This is a genomic window from Nocardia sp. CS682 (genome assembly GCF_004634405.1).
In the GTDB taxonomy this organism is placed as follows: domain Bacteria; phylum Actinomycetota; class Actinomycetes; order Mycobacteriales; family Mycobacteriaceae; genus Nocardia; species Nocardia ninae.
The window spans coordinates 6725860-6745878 of record NZ_CP029710.1 but is presented as its reverse complement, the minus strand read 5'-3'; the positions used below and the strand labels follow the sequence as shown (position 1 = coordinate 6745878).

General features: G+C 65.7%; 21 protein-coding genes. 7 read left to right on the top strand and 14 right to left on the bottom strand.

The features are described from left to right. Positions 1 to 27: 27 nt before the first annotated feature. The 6 genes from era to DMB37_RS30295 all read right to left on the bottom strand — a co-directional run bounded on the left by era (position 28) and on the right by DMB37_RS30295 (position 5463). A complete protein-coding gene (gene era / locus DMB37_RS30320) occupies positions 28 to 945 on the bottom strand; it encodes a GTPase Era (protein WP_107654903.1) in 918 nt (305 codons plus the stop codon). Then, the gene (locus DMB37_RS30315; protein WP_135235590.1) at positions 938 to 1315 is read right to left on the bottom strand and encodes a cytidine deaminase; all 378 of its coding nucleotides are present in this window, start codon (positions 1313 to 1315) and stop codon (positions 938 to 940) included. The genes era and DMB37_RS30315 overlap by 8 nt, the downstream gene beginning before the upstream one ends. Continuing rightward, on the bottom strand, positions 1312 to 2670 hold the full coding sequence (locus DMB37_RS30310) for a hemolysin family protein (RefSeq protein WP_135235589.1): 1359 nt from the start codon (positions 2668 to 2670) through the stop codon (positions 1312 to 1314). Before DMB37_RS30310 ends, DMB37_RS30315 begins: the two co-directional genes overlap by 4 nt. Further along, positions 2667 to 3221 (bottom strand): rRNA maturation RNase YbeY, encoded by a 555-nt coding sequence (gene ybeY / locus DMB37_RS30305; protein WP_135235588.1) that lies wholly within the window; start codon positions 3219 to 3221, stop codon positions 2667 to 2669. The genes DMB37_RS30310 and ybeY overlap by 4 nt, the downstream gene beginning before the upstream one ends. An 85-nt stretch (positions 3222 to 3306) precedes the next feature. Next, positions 3307 to 4398, bottom strand: coding sequence for a PhoH family protein (locus tag DMB37_RS30300; protein WP_370465429.1), 1092 nt, complete (start codon positions 4396 to 4398; stop codon positions 3307 to 3309). Between the two features lie 129 nt (positions 4399 to 4527). Further along, positions 4528 to 5463, bottom strand: a complete 936-nt coding sequence (locus tag DMB37_RS30295) for a LysR family transcriptional regulator (protein WP_135235587.1) — start codon at positions 5461 to 5463, stop codon at positions 4528 to 4530. A gap of 141 nt (positions 5464 to 5604) precedes the next feature. Here DMB37_RS30295 and DMB37_RS30290 point away from each other — a divergent pair, with 141 nt between their 5' ends. Continuing rightward, complete coding sequence (locus tag DMB37_RS30290; protein ID WP_135235586.1) at positions 5605 to 6822, top strand: MFS transporter; 1218 nt, start codon at positions 5605 to 5607, stop codon at positions 6820 to 6822. Between the two features lie 9 nt (positions 6823 to 6831). Here DMB37_RS30290 and DMB37_RS30285 read toward each other — a convergent pair whose 3' ends face one another. The 7 genes from DMB37_RS30285 to DMB37_RS30255 form a co-directional block, all read right to left on the bottom strand. Continuing rightward, complete coding sequence (locus DMB37_RS30285) at positions 6832 to 7572, bottom strand: 16S rRNA (uracil(1498)-N(3))-methyltransferase (RefSeq protein ID WP_135235585.1); 741 nt, start codon at positions 7570 to 7572, stop codon at positions 6832 to 6834. Further along, positions 7573 to 8724, bottom strand: a complete 1152-nt coding sequence (gene dnaJ, locus DMB37_RS30280; protein ID WP_107654897.1) for a molecular chaperone DnaJ — start codon at positions 8722 to 8724, stop codon at positions 7573 to 7575. Positions 8725 to 8865: 141 nt separating this feature from the next. Further along, a complete protein-coding gene (gene hrcA / locus DMB37_RS30275; protein ID WP_107660156.1) occupies positions 8866 to 9897 on the bottom strand; it encodes a heat-inducible transcriptional repressor HrcA in 1032 nt (343 codons plus the stop codon). 504 nt (positions 9898 to 10401) lie between these two features. Continuing rightward, on the bottom strand, positions 10402 to 11022 hold the full coding sequence (locus DMB37_RS30270) for a hypothetical protein (protein ID WP_135235584.1): 621 nt from the start codon (positions 11020 to 11022) through the stop codon (positions 10402 to 10404). Between the two features lie 314 nt (positions 11023 to 11336). Continuing rightward, complete coding sequence (locus tag DMB37_RS30265; RefSeq protein WP_167768982.1) at positions 11337 to 12476, bottom strand: DUF3558 family protein; 1140 nt, start codon at positions 12474 to 12476, stop codon at positions 11337 to 11339. A gap of 170 nt (positions 12477 to 12646) precedes the next feature. Beyond that, the gene (locus tag DMB37_RS30260; protein ID WP_240771722.1) at positions 12647 to 13072 is read right to left on the bottom strand and encodes a DUF4254 domain-containing protein; all 426 of its coding nucleotides are present in this window, start codon (positions 13070 to 13072) and stop codon (positions 12647 to 12649) included. 166 nt (positions 13073 to 13238) lie between these two features. After that, a complete protein-coding gene (locus DMB37_RS30255; protein WP_135235581.1) occupies positions 13239 to 13697 on the bottom strand; it encodes a DNA-directed RNA polymerase subunit beta in 459 nt (152 codons plus the stop codon). A 255-nt stretch (positions 13698 to 13952) separates the two neighbouring features. On the opposite strand from DMB37_RS30255, the gene DMB37_RS30250 reads away from it, so the two are divergent. The 6 genes from DMB37_RS30250 to DMB37_RS30225 all read left to right on the top strand — a co-directional run bounded on the left by DMB37_RS30250 (position 13953) and on the right by DMB37_RS30225 (position 18508). After that, positions 13953 to 14834: a helix-turn-helix transcriptional regulator gene (locus DMB37_RS30250; protein ID WP_135235580.1), complete on the top strand. Its 882-nt coding sequence runs from the start codon at positions 13953 to 13955 to the stop codon at positions 14832 to 14834. Beyond that, a complete protein-coding gene (locus DMB37_RS30245) occupies positions 14831 to 15028 on the top strand; it encodes a DUF397 domain-containing protein (protein ID WP_135235579.1) in 198 nt (65 codons plus the stop codon). The genes DMB37_RS30250 and DMB37_RS30245 overlap by 4 nt, the downstream gene beginning before the upstream one ends. Positions 15029 to 15257: 229 nt before the next feature. Further along, complete coding sequence (locus tag DMB37_RS30240; protein WP_135235578.1) at positions 15258 to 15839, top strand: DUF3558 domain-containing protein; 582 nt, start codon at positions 15258 to 15260, stop codon at positions 15837 to 15839. A 41-nt stretch (positions 15840 to 15880) separates the two neighbouring features. After that, positions 15881 to 16360, top strand: a complete 480-nt coding sequence (locus DMB37_RS30235) for a hypothetical protein (RefSeq protein ID WP_240771721.1) — start codon at positions 15881 to 15883, stop codon at positions 16358 to 16360. Further along, complete coding sequence (locus tag DMB37_RS30230; RefSeq protein ID WP_135235577.1) at positions 16357 to 17568, top strand: hypothetical protein; 1212 nt, start codon at positions 16357 to 16359, stop codon at positions 17566 to 17568. The genes DMB37_RS30235 and DMB37_RS30230 overlap by 4 nt, the downstream gene beginning before the upstream one ends. 172 nt (positions 17569 to 17740) lie before the next feature. Beyond that, positions 17741 to 18508 (top strand): ESX secretion-associated protein EspG, encoded by a 768-nt coding sequence (locus tag DMB37_RS30225; RefSeq protein WP_135235576.1) that lies wholly within the window; start codon positions 17741 to 17743, stop codon positions 18506 to 18508. Positions 18509 to 18801: 293 nt separating this feature from the next. Here DMB37_RS30225 and DMB37_RS30220 read toward each other — a convergent pair whose 3' ends face one another. After that, a complete protein-coding gene (locus DMB37_RS30220) occupies positions 18802 to 19857 on the bottom strand; it encodes a DMT family transporter (protein WP_135235575.1) in 1056 nt (351 codons plus the stop codon). Positions 19858 to 20019 lie beyond the last annotated feature (162 nt).

Genomic DNA, 20019 nt, shown 5'->3' with positions numbered 1-20019 from the left:
AAGGCGACACCGTTAGTCGCCCGACTCTCAGAACCCTAGCTTCCCCAACTGCTTCGGATCCCGCTGCCAATCCTTGGCCACCTTCACATGCAGATTCAAATAGATCCGCGTCCCGAGAATATGCTCGATCTGCTGCCGAGCATTCGTCCCAACCTCTTTGAGCCGAGCCCCACCCTTACCGATGATGATCGACTTCTGACTAGGCCGCTCCACATACAAAATCGCATGCACATCGAGCATGTCCTCCCGCTCCTCGTACGGCAGGATCTCCTCGATCACCACCGCCAACGAGTGCGGCAGTTCGTCCCGGACACCTTCCAGCGCCGCCTCACGAATGAGCTCGGCCATGAGGGTCTCCTCGGGCTCGTCCGTGAGCTCCCCATCGGGGTAGAACGCAGGCCCCTCAGGCATTTTCGAGGCGATGACATCGACGAGCACCTCGATCTGCTCACCTTTGACCGCGGACACCGGCACCACGTCGGCGTCGGGGCCGAGCAGTTTCGACAGGGCGAGGAGTTGTTCGGCGATCTGGTCCCGGCTCACCTTGTCGATCTTGGTGACCACACCGAGCACGGTGGTCTTGGGCGCCATCTGCTTGATCTGCGACACGATCCACTTGTCGCCGGGACCGATCTTCTCGTCGGCGGGCACGCACAGCGTGATCACATCGACTTCCGAATATGTATCGCGCACAAGGTCGTTCAGTCGCTGGCCGAGCAGGGTGCGCGGGCGGTGCAGGCCGGGGGTGTCGACCAGGATGAGCTGGGCGTGGTCGCGGTGCACGATGCCGCGGATGGTGTGCCGAGTGGTCTGCGGGCGCGAGGAGGTGATCGCGATCTTCTGGCCGACCAGGGCATTGGTCAGCGTCGACTTGCCGGTGTTCGGGCGGCCGACGAAACAGACGAAGCCGGAACGGAATTCGGCGTTACCCTGGCCGTCAGCCACCGTGCACCTCGGCTGACTCCGCGTCGACGGCGAGCTGCGAGTCGTCGACGATCTCGAAGACCGCACCGTCGCGGTCGGTGAAGATGATCTTGGCTTCGGGCGACACTTCGCGGACCGCCGTGACCCCGTAGTCGGACAACCGTCCGCCGACCACCACGGCCGCCTCGAATCCCTCTGCGCCACTGGAGATCGCGGCCGCGACCGCCGACTGCAGCGCGGTCAGGCGCAGTGCGGTCAGGCTCACCTCGCCCGCCGCGTAGGTGCGTCCGTCGGTGTCGCGGATCGCCGCGCCGCTGGCGCCGCCGGTGCGGCCCATCGCGCCGCGCGCCAGCACCAGTAACTTGTTGTCCTCGGGATCCAATTCGGTCATTCGGTGTCTCCGTCCTCGTGTCGACCGGCCGGGACTTCCCGATCCGATCCATTGCCCTTGTGTGTGCCGTTCGACTTTTCGCCGTCGGCGTTCTGCGCCTTGTCCGTCACCTTGCGCACCACCACGGTGTGCACCCGCACCCGCCCTCGGGTGTCCGCGCCGCCCTCGCCACGCAACATCAACCCGTGCACCACGACCTTCGACCCGGGCAGCGGCACCCGGCCGAGCTCGTGCGCCATCAACCCGCCGACCGTGTCGACGTCTTCTTCCTCGATGTCGAGTCCGTACAGATCGCCGAGGTCTTCGATCGGCAGCCGCGCCGAGACCCGATAGCGGCCGTCGCCGAGGTCTTCGATGGGCGGCGTCTCGTCGGTGTCGTATTCGTCGGCGATCTCGCCGACGATCTCCTCGAGCACGTCCTCGATGGTCACCAGCCCGGCGATGCCGCCGTATTCGTCGACCAGCAGCGCCATGTGGTTGCGCCTGCGCTGCATCTCGTCGAGCAGGCTGTCCAGCGGTTTGGAGTCGGGCATGAACACGGCCGGGCGCATCACCTCGCGCACCAGCACCTTGCGACTCCGTTCGGCATAGGGCACAAGGTCTTTCAGGTACACCACGCCGAGGATGTCGTCGACGTTCTCGCCGATCACCGGGATACGCGAGTGCCCGGATCGCACCGCGAGCGACATCGCCTGTGCCGCAGTCTTATCCGCCTCGATCCAGACCATCTCGGTGCGCGGCACCATCACCGCGCGGGCGGCGGTGTCGCCGAGTTCGAAGACGGACTGGATCATTCGGCGTTCGTCGTCGGCCACCACGCCGCGCTCGCTGGCCATCTCCACCACTTCGCGCAGCTCGATCTCGGAGGCGAAGGGGCCGTTGCGGAAACCCTTACCGGGCGTGATCGCGTTACCGAGCAGGATGAGCACCCGGCTGAGCGGGCCGAGCAGCGCGCCGATGAACTGCAACGGCAGCGCGGCGGCCAAGGCGATCGAGTACGCGTGCTGGCGGCCGAGGGTTCGTGGGCCGACCCCGATCACCACGTAGGACACCAGCACCATCACCGCGGCGGTGACCAGCAGCGCCCAATTGTCGTCCCAGACCGAGATCAGTGCCGCGGCGAGCAGGACGGTGGCACCGATTTCGCACAGAATGCGCAGCAGCACCATGAGATTCACGTAGCGGGCGCGGTCGGCGACGATCTTGCTGAGCCGGACGGCGCCGGGGCGGTCGGCGCGCACCATATCGTCGACGCGGGCCGGCGAGATGGTGTTCAACGCCGAATCGACGCCCGCGAATACGCCGCCGACCGGGACGAGCAGGACGGCAAAAGTAATCAGGGTCAGCGAACTCACGCGGGTCCTAATGCGTCACCAGGTGTGGTGAAGCCCGCCTTCCCCAGCAGCCTGGCGTCGCGGGCGGCTAGTTCGGCCCGCCGCTGTGCTTCGCGCAGGCTCTCGTACCACTCTTCGAGCAGTCGGGCCTGCAGCGCGAACATTTCCTTCTCCTCCTCCGGCTCGGCATGGTCGTAGCCGAGCAGGTGGAGCACGCCGTGCACGGTGAGCAGCGCGAGTTCGTGGTCGAGCGAGTGACCGGCCTTGCGGGCCTGGCCCGCGGCGAACTCGGGGCACAGCACGATGTCGCCGAGCATGGACGGGCCGGGTTCGGGGCTGTCGGGGCGCCCGCCCGGCTCGAGTTCGTCCATCGGGAAGGACATCACGTCGGTCGGGCCGGGTAGGTCCATCCAGCGCATGTGCAGGTCTGCCATGGTGTCGAGATCGACCAGCACCATCGACAGTTCCGCGGCGGGGTGCACATCCATCCGGGTGATCACGAAGCCCGCGACACTGACCAGATCTTCTTCGGGTACGTCGATACCCGACTCGTTGGCGATCTCGATACTCACCCGGTCAGCCTATGTCACGGCATGCCGCCGTCCGGCTGACACCCGGCGTCGCGGGATGTCAGCCGGACGGTGTCGAGCACGCGGCTCAGCGCCGGTCGCCGCGGTTGGCGGCGCGACGCTGGGCCCGGTTGCCCGGATAGTGCGGGCCGACCTGCGGCCTGGTCTCCGACTCGGCGCGGTCGTAGGCGTCGACGATATCCGCGACCAGCCGGTGCCGGACCACGTCACTGCTGGTCAGCTGCGAGAAGTGAATGTCGTCGATGTCGGTGAGGATCTCGCTGGCCGCGCGCAGCCCCGACCGCGCGCCCGTCGGCAGATCGACCTGGCTGACGTCGCCCGTCACCACGATCTTCGAGCCGAACCCGAGGCGGGTGAGGAACATCTTCATCTGCTCGGCCGTGGTGTTCTGCGCCTCGTCGAGCACGATGAACGAGTCGTTGAGCGTGCGACCACGCATGTACGCCAGCGGCGCGACCTCGATGACGCCGGCTGCCATCAACTTCGGAATGGCTTCGGGATCCATCATGTCGTGCAGCGCGTCGTAGAGCGGGCGCAGGTACGGGTCGATCTTCTCGTTGAGCGTGCCGGGCAGGAAGCCGAGCCGCTCCCCCGCCTCCACCGCGGGACGGGTGAGGATGATCCGGGTGACCTGCTTGGTCTGCAACGCCTGCACGGCCTTGGCCATCGCCAGATACGTCTTGCCGGTGCCTGCGGGGCCGATGCCGAACACGATGGTGTTGGCGTCGATCGCATCGACGTAGCGCTTCTGGTTCAGCGTCTTGGGCCGCACGGTCTTGCCGCGCCGGGACAGGATGTCCAGGCTGAGCACCTCGGCCGGGGACTCGGAGGAGCCCTCGGTGAGCATCGACACGGTGTGCCGCACCGCTTCCGGGGTCACCACTCGATTCCGGCCGGTGAGCGCGACGAGCTGTTCGATCACCCGCTCGGCGAGGGCGACGTCGGCCGCCTTGCCGGTGAGGGTGACGGAATTGCCGCGAACATGGATGTCCGCGTCGAGCAGCTGTTCGAGTTCACGCAGGTTCTGGTCGGCCGAACCGAGGAACGGGAACACGGATTCGGGAGCGAGTTCGATACTGGAACGCACGGTGCGTGCTGCGGGACCCGAGCTGGTTTCGTCGGCGCCGATACCTGTTGCGGAAGTCGTCGGGTCGCCGATCTCGCCTTGTGTTCTCAAAAGTGGCTACAGCCTGCTTTCCGGTCTCGACGTGCTGCTGTGTTGATGAAAGTTTAACGCGCCCCACCGACACCGCCCAGTGAATAAGCCGCTAACGGAGGGACCGGGTCTTCACGGGATTCCCCCGCGGCGCTGGGCCCAACCCTCGGCGAAATCACGAAAACGTCGCGCCGCCCCCGGCGCGGACGTCGAGGCCGACCACACCAAACCGACCTCCCGGGTGGCACCGGCGTCCGCCAGCGGGATCAGCACCGGCCCGGCCAGCCGTCCGTCCGCCTTCGCACCGGCCACCCGGGCCGAGCTCGCCGGGCCGAGATCTTCCTCCGGCAGCACCCCGACGCCCAGACCTGCGGCGACCAGGCCCGCGACGGTGACAAGATCGCTGGCCTCGAAGGCGATGCGCGGGCGAAGATCGGCGGCGGCACACAGTTCGTCGACGATTCGGCGCATGCCGAAGCCCGGATGCATGGCGATGAAGTCCTCGTCGGCGACCTCGGCGAGGCGTACTTGCCTGCGGCCGGCCAGCCGGTGATCGGCGGGCACGGCCAGCGCGAGCCGCTGCCGCAGCAGGCCGCGCCAGCCGATGCCCGGCACGCTCGGACGCGGCGAGACGATACCGAGATCAGAGGTGCCGTCGAGCACATCGGTGGCCACCATTTCGGCGGGTCCTTGGCGCAATGCGAAAGCGATTCTGGCCGAGCCGCGGCGGAATTCGCCGACCAGTTGCGGGACGAGCCAGCCGCCGAAGGAATGCAGAAAAGACAGGCGAACAACACCGTTGGCGGGACTGTTCAGATCGGCAATGGACTTGGCTGCGGTGTCGAGTTCGGCTTGCGCGCGGCGCGCTTGTTCGTAATAGATGCGGCCGAACTCGTTGAGGATGATGCGTTTGCCGCGGCGGTCGAACAGCTCGACGCCGAGCCTGCGCTCCAGCCTGCCGAGCATGCGGGACAGAGTCGGCTGGGCGAGGTGCAGGCGTTCGGCGGCCGCGCCGACCCGTTCCAGTTCGGCGAGCGTGATGAACCATTCGAGGTCTTCGCTCAGCACGAGGCCCACCCTTTCCGGTGACACGTGTCACAGCGCAGCTGAGAGCGGCCTGGACTGCTCTCGCTATATGCGCTCAGTGCATCAACTCGACCATTATTATTCATTTCCCTTCGGAAGGGTTCGCTCGCGATCCTCAAAGCCATGACCTCGACGAAGTCCGGGCCCGCCGCCGCAGGCCGCACGGCACACGAGCGCCGGATCACCACCGCGCTGTTCGCGGCGGGGCTCGCCACCTTCGCGACGATGTACAGCGCACAGGCCTTACTGCCCAGCCTGTCCGTCGCCTTCGGCGCGACCCCGGCCCATGCGGCGCTTGCGGTTTCGCTCACCACCGCGTTTCTCGCGCTGGCGATCATTCCGGTGAGCGCGCTGTCCTCGCGGATCGGCCGCACCCGCGTGATGATGGTTTCCGCGATCGGGTCGGCGGTGATCGGCCTGCTGCTGCCGTTCAGCCCGTCACTGGAGGTGCTGTTGACCGGGCGAGCGCTGCAAGGACTCACCTTGGCCGGGGTGCCTGCCGTGGCGATGGCCTATCTCGCGGAGGAGATCGGCACGTCGGGGCTCGGGGCCGCGATGGGTGTCTATATCGCGGGTACCAGCATGGGCGGGCTGGTCGGGCGAGTGATTCCGGGGTTCGTGCTCGGTCTCGGCTCCTGGCGCTGGGCCGAGGCGGTCATCTCGGTGGCCGCCGCGGTGTGCACGGTGTGGTTCGTCCGTAGTCTGCCGCCGTCGCGTGGTTTCGTCGCCCGGCCCGCCGGAATCCGTACCGTGCTTGGCGATCTCGCCCTTCAGCTACGCCATCGCGGGCTGCTCGCGCTGTTCGGGCTCGCGCTGGTGCTGGTCGGTGGTTTCGTCTCGCTCTACAACTTCCTCGGTTACCGGCTGACGCAGCCGCCGTTCGAATTGCCTGATGCAGTAGCGGGTTTGGTGTTTCTGCTCTATTTCGCCGGCACTGCGGTCGCGACGGTTGCCGGGCGGCTCGCCGATCGGGTCGGCCGTCATCGGGTGCTCGCCGGCGCGGTGCTGCTCATGGGTGTGGGGTTGGTGTTGACCGTGCCCGACAATCTCGTGACTCTCATCCTCGGCATGGCCCTGTGCACGGCAGGCTTTTTCGGCGCTCATACGGTCGCGAGTGCTTGGGTCGGCGTGCTGGCGACCGGGAACCGGGGCGCTGCTTCGTCGCTGTATCTGTTCTCGTTCTATGTGGGCAGCGGTGCGGTCGGCGGTGCCGTGGGTATCGCCTATACCCACCACGGGTGGGCGGGACTCGTCGTCTGCGTCGCCGGTCTGCTGACGGTGGCATTGATACTGGTGTCCACGTTGGCGTTTCGGGCGCAGAATCTCCGCGTAGCGGCCTGATGTCGGTCGCTACCAGCGAGGCGTCATGGCGCCGAGCGCACCCAGGGCGACGGCTGCCGCGGTGGACGTGCGAAGCACGGTGGGGCCGAGCAGGACGATGTCGGCACCGGCCTCGGACAGCGCGGACAGCTCGGAGTCATCGAGGCCGCCTTCGGGTCCGACGATCAGCACTACTTCGGGCACGTCTGCGAAAGAGAGCTCGGTGAAACGGCCCGCGCCGGATTCGTGCAGCGCGGCGACGATCGCGCCGTCCGCCTTGGCTTTACCGATCAGCTGGAGAAGGTCGCGAGTGCGGTGCAGATCGGCGACCTCGGGGATGTAGGCGCGGCGGGATTGCCGGGCGGCCGCCCGTGCGGCGGCGCGCCATTTGTCAACGGCCTTGCCCGCCTTGCCTTCCCAGTTCGCGATGCAGCGGGCAGCCTGCCACGGGACGATGGCGTCGGCGCCCGCCTCGGTCATCAGCTCGACGGCCAGCTCCGAGCGATCCGATTTCGGTAGCGCTTGAACGACCGTCACGCGCGGCGCGACAGCTTGCGCGACGGTGCGATTCAAGACCCGCAGCTCCAGCCGATCACGCTGCGCCGCAACTACTTCCGATTCGGCGAGCACCCCGCGTCCGTCCGACAGGGTGATCGGCTCACCGACCCGGATGCGGCGCACCGTGGCGGCGTGCCTGCCCTCCGGGCCGTCGAGTACGGCGACGGCGCCCGGTCCGGGCACCTCGTCGAGGTAGAAGACCGTCGCGGCCAATTAGCGTCCGCTGAACGAGGCCCGCAACCTGGCGAACAGGCCGCTGTTGTGCTCGGACTGGGTGGACATGACCTCGGCGCGCTCGCTCGGGCGCATGCCCTTGTACTTGCGCAGCAGGTCGGTCTGCTTGCTGTCCAGCTTGGCGGGGATCACGATGTCCAGGTGCGCGAGCAGGTCGCCGCGCGCGCCGGACCGCAGCCGCGGCATGCCGTGGCCGCGCAGTACCGAGACCTCGCCCGGCTGGGTGCCCGGCGCGATGGTCAGCTCGGTGGGGCCGTCCAGGATGGTGTCGATCACCACGGTGGTGCCCAGCGCGGCGTCGACCATCGGCACGCGGATGGTGCAGTGCAGGTCGTCGCCGTCGCGGACGAAGACGTCGTGCGGCTGCTCGACGATCTCGACGTACAGGTCACCGGCGTGCCCACCACCCGGGCCGACTTCGCCCTGCGCGGCGAGCCGCACCCGCATGCCGTTCGCGACACCGGCCGGGATCGGCGCGGCGATCTCGCGACGGGCGCGCACCCGGCCGTCGCCACCACACTTGTGGCACGGATCGGGGATGGTCTCGCCGGCGCCGCGGCAGGTCGGGCAGGGGCGCGAGGTCAGCACCTGGCCGAGGAAGGAGCGCTGCACGGACTGCACTTCGCCCGCGCCGCCACAGGTTTCGCAGCGCACCGGCTTGGACTTGCCGTTGGTGCCCGCGCCGGTGCACACGTCGCAGAGGATCGCGGTGTCCACGGTGAGATGCTTGGTCACGCCGACGGCGCATTCGGCCAGGCTGAGCCGGGTCCGCAGCAGCGAGTCCGCGCCGGGCTGCACCCGGCCACGCGGCTTGCGCGCGCCACCCGAGGCATTCATGCCGCCGAAGAACGCTTCGAACACGTCCCCGAGTCCGCCGAATCCGGCGCCCGAGAACCCGCCACCGCCGCCACCGGACTCCAGCGGGTCGCCGCCGAGGTCGACGATGCGTCGCTTCTCCGGATCCGACAGCACCTCGTAGGCGGCAGACACTTCCTTGAACCTGGCCTGCGCCGTCTCATCGGGGTTGATGTCGGGATGGAGTTCGCGCGCCAGCTTGCGATAGGCGCGCTTGATCTCCTGGTCGGTCGCGTTCTTCGCGACGCCGAGCAGTCCGTAGTAGTCCCGTGCCACTTGAGTTCTCTAGTCCTTGGTCGTTCTCGACAGTGCCGACGGTGCTTCACCGCTCCAACCGCATGCTGATCGACAGCATTAGTCGGATGCACTCAACTTTATCCGGCCGGAACTACGAGCGTATCAGCGGCATCGGAGCCGTCAGCGTTCGGCGAGGACCTCACCGATGTAGCGGGCAACGGCCGCGACCGAGGCGATGGTTCCCGGATAGTCCATCCGGGTGGGGCCGAGCACACCCATGCCGCCGAGGATCGCCCCGGACGTGCCATAACCGGTCGACACCACCGAGGTACCACGCATCTGCTCGACCTGGGTCTCCTCGCCGATGCGCACCGTCACGGTGCCGGGCTGCTGCGCGGCGGCCAGCAGCTTGAGCACGATGACCTGCTCCTCCAGCGCCTCCAGCACGTCACGCAGCGAGCCGGGGAACCCGAAGTCGGCCGCGTTGCGGGTCAGGTTGGCGGTTCCGCCGAGCACCAGCCGTTCCTCCGGATGCTCCACCAGCGTCTCGACCAGCACCGTCGACACCCGGATCAGCACATCGCGCAACCGCGGCGGCGCCTGCTCGGGCAGTTCGGCCACCGCCGCCGACGCCGCGGCCAGCCGCTTGCCGTCCATCGCGCCGCCGAGCATGCCGCGTAGTGCAGCCAGATCGTCGTCGTTGATCAGCGCGCCGAGCTCGACGAGTCGCTGGTCGACGCGGCCGGTGTCGGTGATCACCACGAGCAGCAGGCGTGCGGGATTCAACGCGACCACCTCGATGTGCCGCACCGTCGACGCGGACACCGACGGATACTGCACGACCGCGACCTGCCTGGTCAGCTGGGCCAGTAGTCGCACACCGCGGCGGAGCACGTCGTCGAGGTCGACCCCCGACTCCAGGAACTCCATGATCGCCCGCCGCTCCGCCCCCGACAGCGGCTTCACCTCGGCGATCCGATCCACGAACTGCCGGTAGCCCTTGTCGGTGGGGATGCGCCCGGAACTGGTGTGCGGCTGCGTGATGTAGCCCTCGGCCTCCAACACCGCCATGTCGTTGCGCACTGTTGCACTGGAGACACCCAGATTGTGCCGTTCCACCAGGCTCTTCGACCCGATCGGCTCCTTGGTCGCGACATAATCCGCGACGATCGCGCGCAGGACCTCGAACCGCCTGTCCTCGGTGCTCGACATCGGCCCCACCTCCTCGCTTCCGTCCTCGGGTACGCCGCCGTAGGCCGTCGGCGAACCCGCCACATCGCACAACTTCATGCGAATCCCGGTCCGTCTGGTTAACCAGTCTAATTGCCTATACCCGAATCGCCGCTTGCGCGCCACGGGTGGCGGGGCTGGACTGCGGCTGGATACTGGTGACGGAACGGGGAGACGAGCGAGACCGTCCGGACCGACCAAGCGGAGGATGGGATCTTCCGGGCCGCCGCCGGGCGGATCATCGGTCGGGCTCACCGCGAGAACAGTTGGCCGCAGCACGGAGTGATCGCCTCGTAGACCGCGGGGTAAGGACCACTGATACGCCCAAGAGATCAAGCCCCGGAGCCGCAGGGCGACCTGCGGCCCCGGGCGAGGCGGAACACACGGATGCCCGATACCCCTGCGCAGTGCTGAATCAGCAGCAGAACCAGGCCGGACCGTGGCCCGATCGGCCCTGTCCGCCGTGGAACCAACGATTACGAGGAATTAGTCCTTGTCGTCCTCGTCTGAATCCTCATCCCAGAGTTCTGCCCACTCCGGGTCTTTGATGCCGCGTCGCTCCTGCTCACCCTGCAGCACTGCCTTCATCTTGGCCATTTTGTCGGCATACAACTCCACTTTGTCGGCATACAACTCCACGATTTTGGATTCTTCGTCGTATCCCGGTTTCATTCTCTTGCCATACTTTTCATCGAGCGTCTTCTTCAGGTTGCTCCATTCAGACTTGAATTCAGCACTGTTGCAGACGTTCGCACGCCAGTGCAGCAATCTGTCCCAGTCGCTGGAGCCGAGCGGTGGCGCATACTTGCCGTCCGGGTGCAGCAGAATGCTGCGGCCCACGTCAAGCGGGTCTTCGACGAGTTCCAAGGGCGACATCCGATACGCATCGTCGTACGCCATCAGCCCCTCGTAGCTGAACTGCTCGCGCGCTTTCGCCTGGCTGGTCTTGGGACCGACGGCATCTTCCCCCGGCTTGATATGACAGTAGGTCTCGGAGATCTTTTCCCACTTGTCCAATTCGTATTGTGCATGCGCCGGTGCCGCAACGTTGACGCACCCCACCGAGAACCCCAATGCAAGCATCGCAGCTATGCGTTTGATCATCATTCTCCTGGTTGGATACGCCTTGTGTGCTGCTGACCGTTGTCGCCATCACCCGTGCCAGTACACGACAGAACGACGCAGAATTTCTGCCTCAGAATCGGAGGCGAGCTTTCGCTATATCAGCGCAGATGAAGACAGAGTCGAGTCAGCCTCAGTTAGTTCGGTGCGGCGGCGTCGTTGGCTGTGTCCGACATCGCCTGCGACACGGGCACAACCTGCGCGCATGGCACCGCGACCGCATGGGGGCGGCGAGTACCCGTCGATACTCAGTCGAGCGGGACTGGGCAAGCGTCGGCAATGCGACAGCTCGGCCGGAGTCAGGGGATCGCGCGCAAGACCGTGGGAGCGACTTGGACGACTTGGGTGCAAGCGTCGAACGGGAAGGGCGGGGTGGCCGGGGCGAGGTTGACCGAGACGCGCAGCAGGTGGGCGTTGCTGGCGGTGGGTGGGTCGGCGCGGCGGTAGTTCAGCGTGATTGCGCAGGTGGAGTTTTCCCGCGTGGGGTCGGTGGATTGGACCGTTCGGAGTTCGGTGCCGGTGAGTCCTTCGACGTTGGTGTGGCGCGCGTATTGGATGGCCTGTCCGCCGTCCAGGCCGGAGGGCAGGCGGTTGACCTCGCCGGTCTTGACCATCTGCTCGTTGCTCTGGTCGAAGGAGACCTCGACGGTGGCGCGGTGGGCGCCGCCGGTCTGGACGAGGGTGATCGCGCACTTGTAGGCCTTGGTCCAGCCGACGGAGGTCAGCTGCCAGCCGGTGAACTGGGCAGCGATCTGGGAGGTGGCCCCGCACGGGTTGCGCTGGCGCAGTGAACGGCCGGCAGGTTCGTCGATGACATGGGGCGGCAAGGCGGTGAGGCCGTCGATCGTCGCGGCGAGGTATTCCCTGACGAATCGGCAGGGCTGAGACCACGGGACCGGTGTCTTGGTCGGGCCGGTCATCTTGGCGACGCTCAGATGGTGCGCGAATCCAGTGTCCCCGGCCGGGATTCGGTAGTCGCAGCCGTACGCCTCGGGTCTGTCGTCGCTGCTCGCGCTGCGGTACACGGTGCGGCCGTTGACCTGCTCGGTCCGGTCCGCAGCCCGCTGGGACGAGGTGTAGAGCTTGTCCAGTTCCAGATTGAACGAGTAGTAAGCATCATCGGGGGCATTGAGTATCAATCCGCAACCGGTCCAACCGCCGCCGCGTTCCAATCCGGGACTGCGATCGTAGCGCTGGAAAAGACCTAAGCGCTCGGCGAATTCGCGATTCAACAGTGCGCACGGGTCGGTGGCGCGGATGCGTGCCATGAGGTCGGCCGTGCCGGGCGCGATTGCAGCCAGCTCCTGCGAACCCGGCGTGCCTGCCTGCGCTTTCGCTGCTTTCGGGGCGGTGGATTCGGCGCTCGGGCGCACCTTCGCCTCGGTGGAGATGGTGCCGCACGCGCACATGATGAGGACGACCGTGGCCAGTGCTGCCATGGCCGCCCAGCCCCGCCTGCCGCCTGAGATCAACGGCAACTCCCTCGGCTTATCGAACGATCCACGGCAGGTTAACCCAATAGCGGCGGCTCCCTTATCGGTTCTCGAATACCCGGTGAATCGTGACCTAATCAGTGTCGGAAACCACGTCACACGAACAAAACTCATGATCAGCACCCGCTCGGCAGCCGGCGGCGGCCTGCGGACAGTTCGGTGATCAGGTCCTCGTAGCCGACCGCTAGTTCGGCGAGGCGTTCCCAGGCGAACCAGAGCTCCCAGTCCGATTCGCCGGCCAGGGATGCATAGGCGCTCGCGGTGAGTCGGGCAAGGCGATCGAGGATCGCGCCGAGGGTTTCGGTGTGCACATAGGCACCGCCGTGTGCCACGGGGAGGTGCGCGGTGACCCACCGATCAATGTCACGGACCTCCCGAGCACGATATTCGTCTATATGGCAGGCGGATTCGTGCGGAGTGGACAGCCGGTGTTCGTGCAGTGCGGTCAACTCCCGCACCGCGCGTAACAACGGATGGTCGTCAGTGTCCTCGCCGCGGCACGCGCGCAGCACTTGGCTTCTCGTCGGCAACGAACCATTCACGCGATTACCTCCCCCGGTGCATGGGCTGTATTGCACACCCTTTGTAGGAGCTGCACGCACCGCGTAATGGGTGCGCGGCTCACAGAAGGGGTGTGAGGATCCAACAATGGCTGCGGCGTTCGCACGCAGTGTGTTTGGGGCGCTTGGATTTTCGTAGGCTGCGGGGTCAACGGGCAGGCCTCTTGGTGCAGGCGCGCAGGTAGTCGATGATGACCGCGCAAGAGGGGCGGAAAGTGTCCCGCGGCAGGACGACCCAGGCGCGGGACGGGGTGTGCGAATCCGCTGGGGACGGAAGGGCGATCTCCCCGCCGAACGGCACGATGGCGACGTCGAGACGGAATAGTTCGGTGCAGAGGCGGGGGTCATCGGGCACGTCGGGTCGGCACAGGAAAGTCCAACGGCGGGAACGGATATGGGCCATTATCGGGCCGACGGGGCAGCCGCGGAACAGCATGTCGTCCCGGACGCGCTGGCCGAGCCGGGCGGGCATGGTGATCGCGCCGACCAGGCCGACCTTGACGACGATTCGGCCTGCTTCCGGTTGGATTCCGGCCGGTAGCCCGCAGGTGCGGCGGTAATAGGCACAGCGCGAAAAGGGGGTGTCTTTGAACGTTGGGTCATGCATATCGAACCTCGACTCACCTCGATCGATCGGTTGGTGCCCCCGGTTCCGAGTGGACCTGAACCCGCTCTCGCCGATAAGGTTTCAAGTCTTCGATGACACGGACCGGGGCGCGCGTTCAGTAGAGCACCGGAAATGATCGGCGGGAACGTTCCCAGTAGTGGAACCAGGGGAAAATTCGCAAGGTTCCAAGGATTCCCGTCCATGCGGTTCCAGTTGCATACCTGGCCAATAGTGAGGCTACGAAAGGGAATTGCCGTGACCCCCACCGGATCCACCCTCCCCCGGCGCATGCTGGCACGTCAGCTGCGCGAACTCCGGGAGAATTCAGGCGTCAGCGCGGAAATCGCGCGCCTGGCGATTGGCGTTGGCAAACAAACACTGTGGCGGATGGAGACCGGGCAACCCGTGCGGTTGAATCCGTTGTTCATTCAGCGGTTGTGCGAGGTGTACGGTGCACCCGAGGACGTGACGACGATGCTGCTCGGATTGGCGGAAGAATCGCATCGCACCGGATGGTGGCACGCGTACGGGGACGCCGTGCCGAAGCAGTTCGATTTGTTCATCGGGTTGGAAGAGGCTGCGAAGAGGGTTGCTTCGTATCAAACGGTGCTGCTGCCGGGGTTGTTGCAGACCGATGAATATCGGAGGGCGATGATTTGGCTGAAGTCACCGATGATGCCGACTACGGAGGTAGAACGCCGCATCGAAATGTTCAACCGGCGCAAAGCCCGCCTGACCGACTCGGCCGAACCCCTCACACTCGACGCCGTCGTGGACGAGGCGGCGCTACGGCGAGCCATCGGTGGCCCCGCCGTCATGATGGGACAGCTGAAATATCTCGCGACAGCCGGCGAGCTGCCGAACGTCTCGGTGCGCGTCATCCCGCTCAGCGCAGAAGCGTATGGAGCGTTGAACGTCGGGCCATTTGTTCTCCTTGAATTCCCAAGGCACCCAACGGCGCATCTCACCGAACCACCTGTCGTGTACATCCAGGCGTATACCTGTGCGCTGTATCTCGAGAAGACCGACGAGGTACAGCAGTATCAGCAGGCGTATGCCGACCTGCAATGCTCGGCACTGGACGAGGCTCGCAGTCGGTCACTCATCCACAAGATCGCGAAGGAGTCCGCGACGTGAACAGGAACCCATCCGACGCGCCCTGGTTCAAGAGCAGCCACAGCAACGCCGACCAAGACTGTGTCGAAGTGGCGTTCCTCGGCGACATGGTTCGTGACTCGAAGAACCCGAACGGCTCCGCGCTTGTTTTCAGCTCCAGTGCATGGGGGGCCTTCACCGCCGGTATTGCCGGTGTGGTGTTCGATCTGCGGTAAGGCTGTGCCGAGAGGGTGAGCCGGGGCTGGGACTTCGCTCTGCGCGAGGTCCCAGGCCCCACCTCGGGCAGTACTGACCGACCCGTCACCGATGGCTGCCGACCTGCGACGCGACTCGCTTGCACCCAGGTATACGCATCGGTAGCGTCAGCATGAGCTGAAGCGGGGGGGCGGAGAAGCCGGTCCGGACCCGCGCGATCGATTCGAGCACCGGCGGGCGAAGGATCCGATGACGAGCAGGTCTCTCTCGTGGAAGGTGTCTGGTCTCGTTCTTGGTGCCGTGTTTGTGTTGGCGGGGTGCGGGCCTGCGGACGATGGGAACGGGAACCCAACGGGAAGCGCGAGCAGCCCGGCCACTTCCAAGGCAAGTCCCGCTGCGGATGTCCCCTCCGGTTTCAACGCCTGTAATGACATCCCACAAGCCGTGCTCGATTCCGAAAAGCTCTTGGACAAGACGCCGAACGACTCCAATGCCAACGGTGGCATCAAATGGCGCGGCTGCCTCTGGGCCAAGACGGATGGATATGCGGCGAGCATCCAAACGACCAACATCACTGTGGACATGGTCCAGGACAAGAAGTTTCCGGACAGCCGCGAGTTCACGATCGGCAATCGACGTGCGATCTCGACACGTCAAATCGCTGATCGCCCCGATGAAGCGTGCACCGTCAACGTAGCGATGAAGGGCGGCAGCCTCGAGCTCAACCTCACTAATCCAGCGTCAAGCAAGGCCACGGGACACCTCAACACGTGCGACTTGGCGCGCGGACTGGCCGAGAAGGTTGCACCGGCGATGCCCGCCACGGCCTGACGCACGCTTTGACGGTCGCATTTATCGGGAGGGAGAACCACATGGGTGACGACACAACGCCTACGCCTCGGCCAATGGCGAACTTGCTCAGTGCCGTCCGGGAGGGCCAGGCAACAGTGGAGATGAAGCCCGAGGACTTTGTATACATCGATCGCGATTGCGAATACTTCAAACGTTTGATCCGACGGGTCCAGGGCATCGCAGAGCAGATCTCGCGACAAGATAGCTGGGGCCTCGGCGAGACGACCAAGGACATGGTGTCGGGGCACACCGTCGTCGACCGATTCAAACAGAAAGCCAAACAAGCTTCCGACGGAAACGATGTGCACACGATCATGGAACAGCACTACGAGATCGTGGAAGACATTCAAGAAGTCCATAAGTTGGCTCGCGAGCGAATGATGCAGGCGGACAGCAACTTTGCCAGTGAGTTCACACATTTGAACGAGACACTCCCCCAGCGCCCACCCGCGCAACTGCCCGCCGGCCCGTACCTCCTCCCGGATGGAACGGCCCGATGAGCGGATACGAACCCCCACGGATTCCGGGCGGCGGCGAGCATACCGACAGCTGGGATCACCCCGAGATCAAGAATGCATTCGATCCGCTCGACACCACCAACGCGATCGATCAGGCCGAAAAGTACTGGCAGATGCATCAACTGTGGGAGCAGGGCGTGGCGACCTTTGCCCGCTCGATCCAGAACTCGATCTCCCAAGCCTGGTCCGGACCGGCAGCCGAGGCTTCGAAGAATTCGATCCAGGCGTACACGACCGACGCCCACACGCTGACGCCCGCGTTGGCCGAACTGCACACCCGGGTGCGCGACGCGGCGACCGCGATCGTCAACACCAAGAAGGCGATTCCCGATCCCGTCGAGGTCACCTGGACGTCTTGGGCGTGGCCGCCGCGCCGGTGGGACTTGCAGCGCGACCAGACCGAGGAGACGCAGAAGGCGCGCGTCGCGATGAACGAGCACTACGTGCAGCCGTTCAGCCAAATCGACGGCAAGATCCCCGTCCTGCCGACCCCGACGAGTCCCACCAAGGCTGTCGACATCACGCCTCCGCCGGGCGGATACAGCACCGACACCAGCGGCACCGGCGGTCAGCCGAATCAACTCACGTCGACTACCACCGACCCAGCTTCGAACAACTCCACTGTTCCCGGCGACAAAGACGGCGATGGCAAGCCCGACGATCCGTCGACCCAGAACCCGAAGTCGGCCGACAACCCGAAGGCCGAGCAGACCGCCCCTGCCTCGACTAACCCGGCAGGCACGCAGACCACACCGGCCGGCACGAACCCGACGACCACGCCGGCACCGAGCAACCCCACCTCCACCGATCCGGCGAAGACCGCGCCGACGGGCACCGGGACGCCGTACTCCCCGAGTGGTCCCGGCAGCCCCAGCAGAACGGGCAGCCCGAGCAGTCCGGGTTCGCCGAGTTCGAAGGCCCCGCAACCGGGCCGCAGTATCCCCGGCAGTCCCGCCGTTCCGGGCACCACCTCCACCCCGGCGGCAGCGGCCGCGGCGGCCACCCGTGGCGCGAGCGGTGCCCCCGGCATGGGCGCTCCGGGCATGGGCGCGCGCGGTGGTAAGTCCGAGGATGACTCCGAGCACAAGGTCCCCGACTACCTGATCACCCAGGAGAACACCGACGAACTGCTCGGCGATCTCCCGAGAACGATCCCGGGCGGGGTAATCGGCGGCGACAACTCCACTTAGACCGCGACGCCGCGCCGAACGGGACCGCACGGCGGAGCCACTCGCGTTTCACCGCCGCTATATCCCGCTCGCGGCGGCGGCACTCGGCTGGGGACGGGTGCGGTTCGGTGGCGTGAACACGGCCTTCGATGGCGCTCAGAAGAAGAACGAACACGGAGAAGATCGGACCGAGATGACTGAATGGACTTGGGAACCAGATGATTTCGCTGCACTCTGGTATTCCGATGCCCATGATCGGTTCCCCGGTCCGCTGCGCTACACGAGCCGGTTCGCTTTGCGTGACGAGTTCGCGGCACACCGCCGCGCCGTCCGCGACCGCTATACCGCCGATGAGCTGGAGGAGATCCAGCTAGCGCTGCATACCCTGGGCACATCCGATGTGCGGATCGAAATCCTCGGCGGCACAAACAAACACAAGAAGAGCACCGGCCGCGATGACCTACGCGAGTATCGAATCATCGGTGCCCGCAACGCCTATCACGCCGTCACCCTGATGCAAGCGGGCACCGCCACCGAGCACGGTCCGATCCGCGTCCGCATGTTCCGCCCGGAAAGCCTTGCCGCACGCACCGTCCAGGCCCTGCCCGCCTGCCCGCCCGGCACCGCCGCGCCGGCCACCTTCCACCCCGACGACATCGCACCGCGCCGCGACGGCTATTTCGAAGACGTTGCCCGCCAAACCCCGCGCGAGCAGTACCAGCGCCTGATCGGTCGCCCCGCCGACGGCGGCGGCACCGCCGTCCTCATCGCCGCCCCGCTGCACACTCTCGCTCAACCCTGGCACGTCGTGCAGTGGCACGACATCACCGACGACGGCCGCTACACCGAAATCCGCGGCCCGCACATCACCATCCGCCCCACCACTCCCACCGACCTGACCAGTCACTTCACCACGTGGATAACCCAGGCATTGAATCGCCTCGAAGAAGCCAGTTGGTAACCAACTACTTGACGTAACAATTGCGAGCGCCTGCACATTGATGCCTGCCGCTTCGAATCGCATTGCGGCGTTCGGGATATTGCGTTCACAGGCGCCGCAAATTATGCGCACACAATTAACAGTCACCGATTAACCTATTTCTGAAGAGAAATATTGCTGACGCTAAATAACTCCGTCGCTAGTGAAAGCGAATTGTGGTCGACGCTCTCGAGAAAGCCTGCGACCTGCGGCGCAACAAACTCCCGATAACCGTGCCGCGGCAGGCCCAGAGCGACGCTGTGCGCGAATCTTCGTCAACTGGCCGCAGACCGCTGACCTTGACCACTCGCCGAGTCCCACGTCCCGATCCACGAGTGGCTCGCCGCCAGTTCCTCCGCACGCTGCGGGTGCAGGTGATCGCGTCCGTCCGGCAGGTACATCCGGAGCACCGGCGGCGCCTGCTCGGCCGCGGCCAGCGCGAGCTCCGGTTGCTGCGCGGTCACCGGGTCGTCGCCATCGGGCTCAGTGGCGGTCTCGGTGCCGCGCCCGTCGAGCATGTTCAACGCCAGCGCGCACAACACGATCAATGCTCCGCCGATGATCCCACTCCACGTGGGCACCTGGCCGAAGAAGATCAGCCCGAACAGCAGCCCCCACACGCACTCGACGGTCAGCATGTTGCCGCTGAGCACGGGGTCTACTCGTTCGAACGAATAGTTGATGAGGAAGACGTTCAGCACGCTGAGCAATCCGCCGATACCGATTGCGGCCCAAAGCATTACCGCCGACGCGCCCGCCTGGACATGCGGCAGGCCATCTCTTTGCAGCAGCGAGGTCAGCGCGACACCCGCCGCGCCGACACCGAGGGTCAGCGCGGTGAGTTCGTGATTGTTCAGCGTGCCGTCGTGCAGATCGCGGCCGAGGTAACTCAGCGAGATCGCCACCATGGCGACCAGCGCGAGCAGGTTGCCGTAGTTCAGCGAGCTCGACGCGTTGCCGCCGAATCCCGACAGGATCGCGACACCAATGGCGGACCCACCGACGAACACGATCCGCACGGCAGACACGCGCACGCTGCGCAGCAGCATCCCGAGGGCCGCGACCAGCGGCAAGGCGGCGATGAACGAAATGTCGCTCACCGCCGTCATCCCGGCGGCCTTCGCGAACAGTGTGGTGCCGACTACGTACAGCAGGATGGTGCGTCCGATCACCACGCACCATTCCCGCGCGCTGATCCGCAGCACGGTGCGCCAGCGGATACATCGGCTGAATGCGATTATCGCGATGAAGAACGCCAGACCCGTACGGAGATAGACCTGTTGGGGCGCGGTGAAACCGCCACCGAGATAGCGCGACACCACGGTGAGCATGGCAAAAGACGCGGTTAGCAGAACCAGCGCTCCGATACCGCGCAGGTCAGTGAAATGTCTGCTTTGTACGATCTCGGACCCGTTGATATCGCTCACATTACCGATTTGAGCGACACCCAGGTTCCGTACTCCCGGGTATTTTTTCGCGACTTGCCGCAGCTA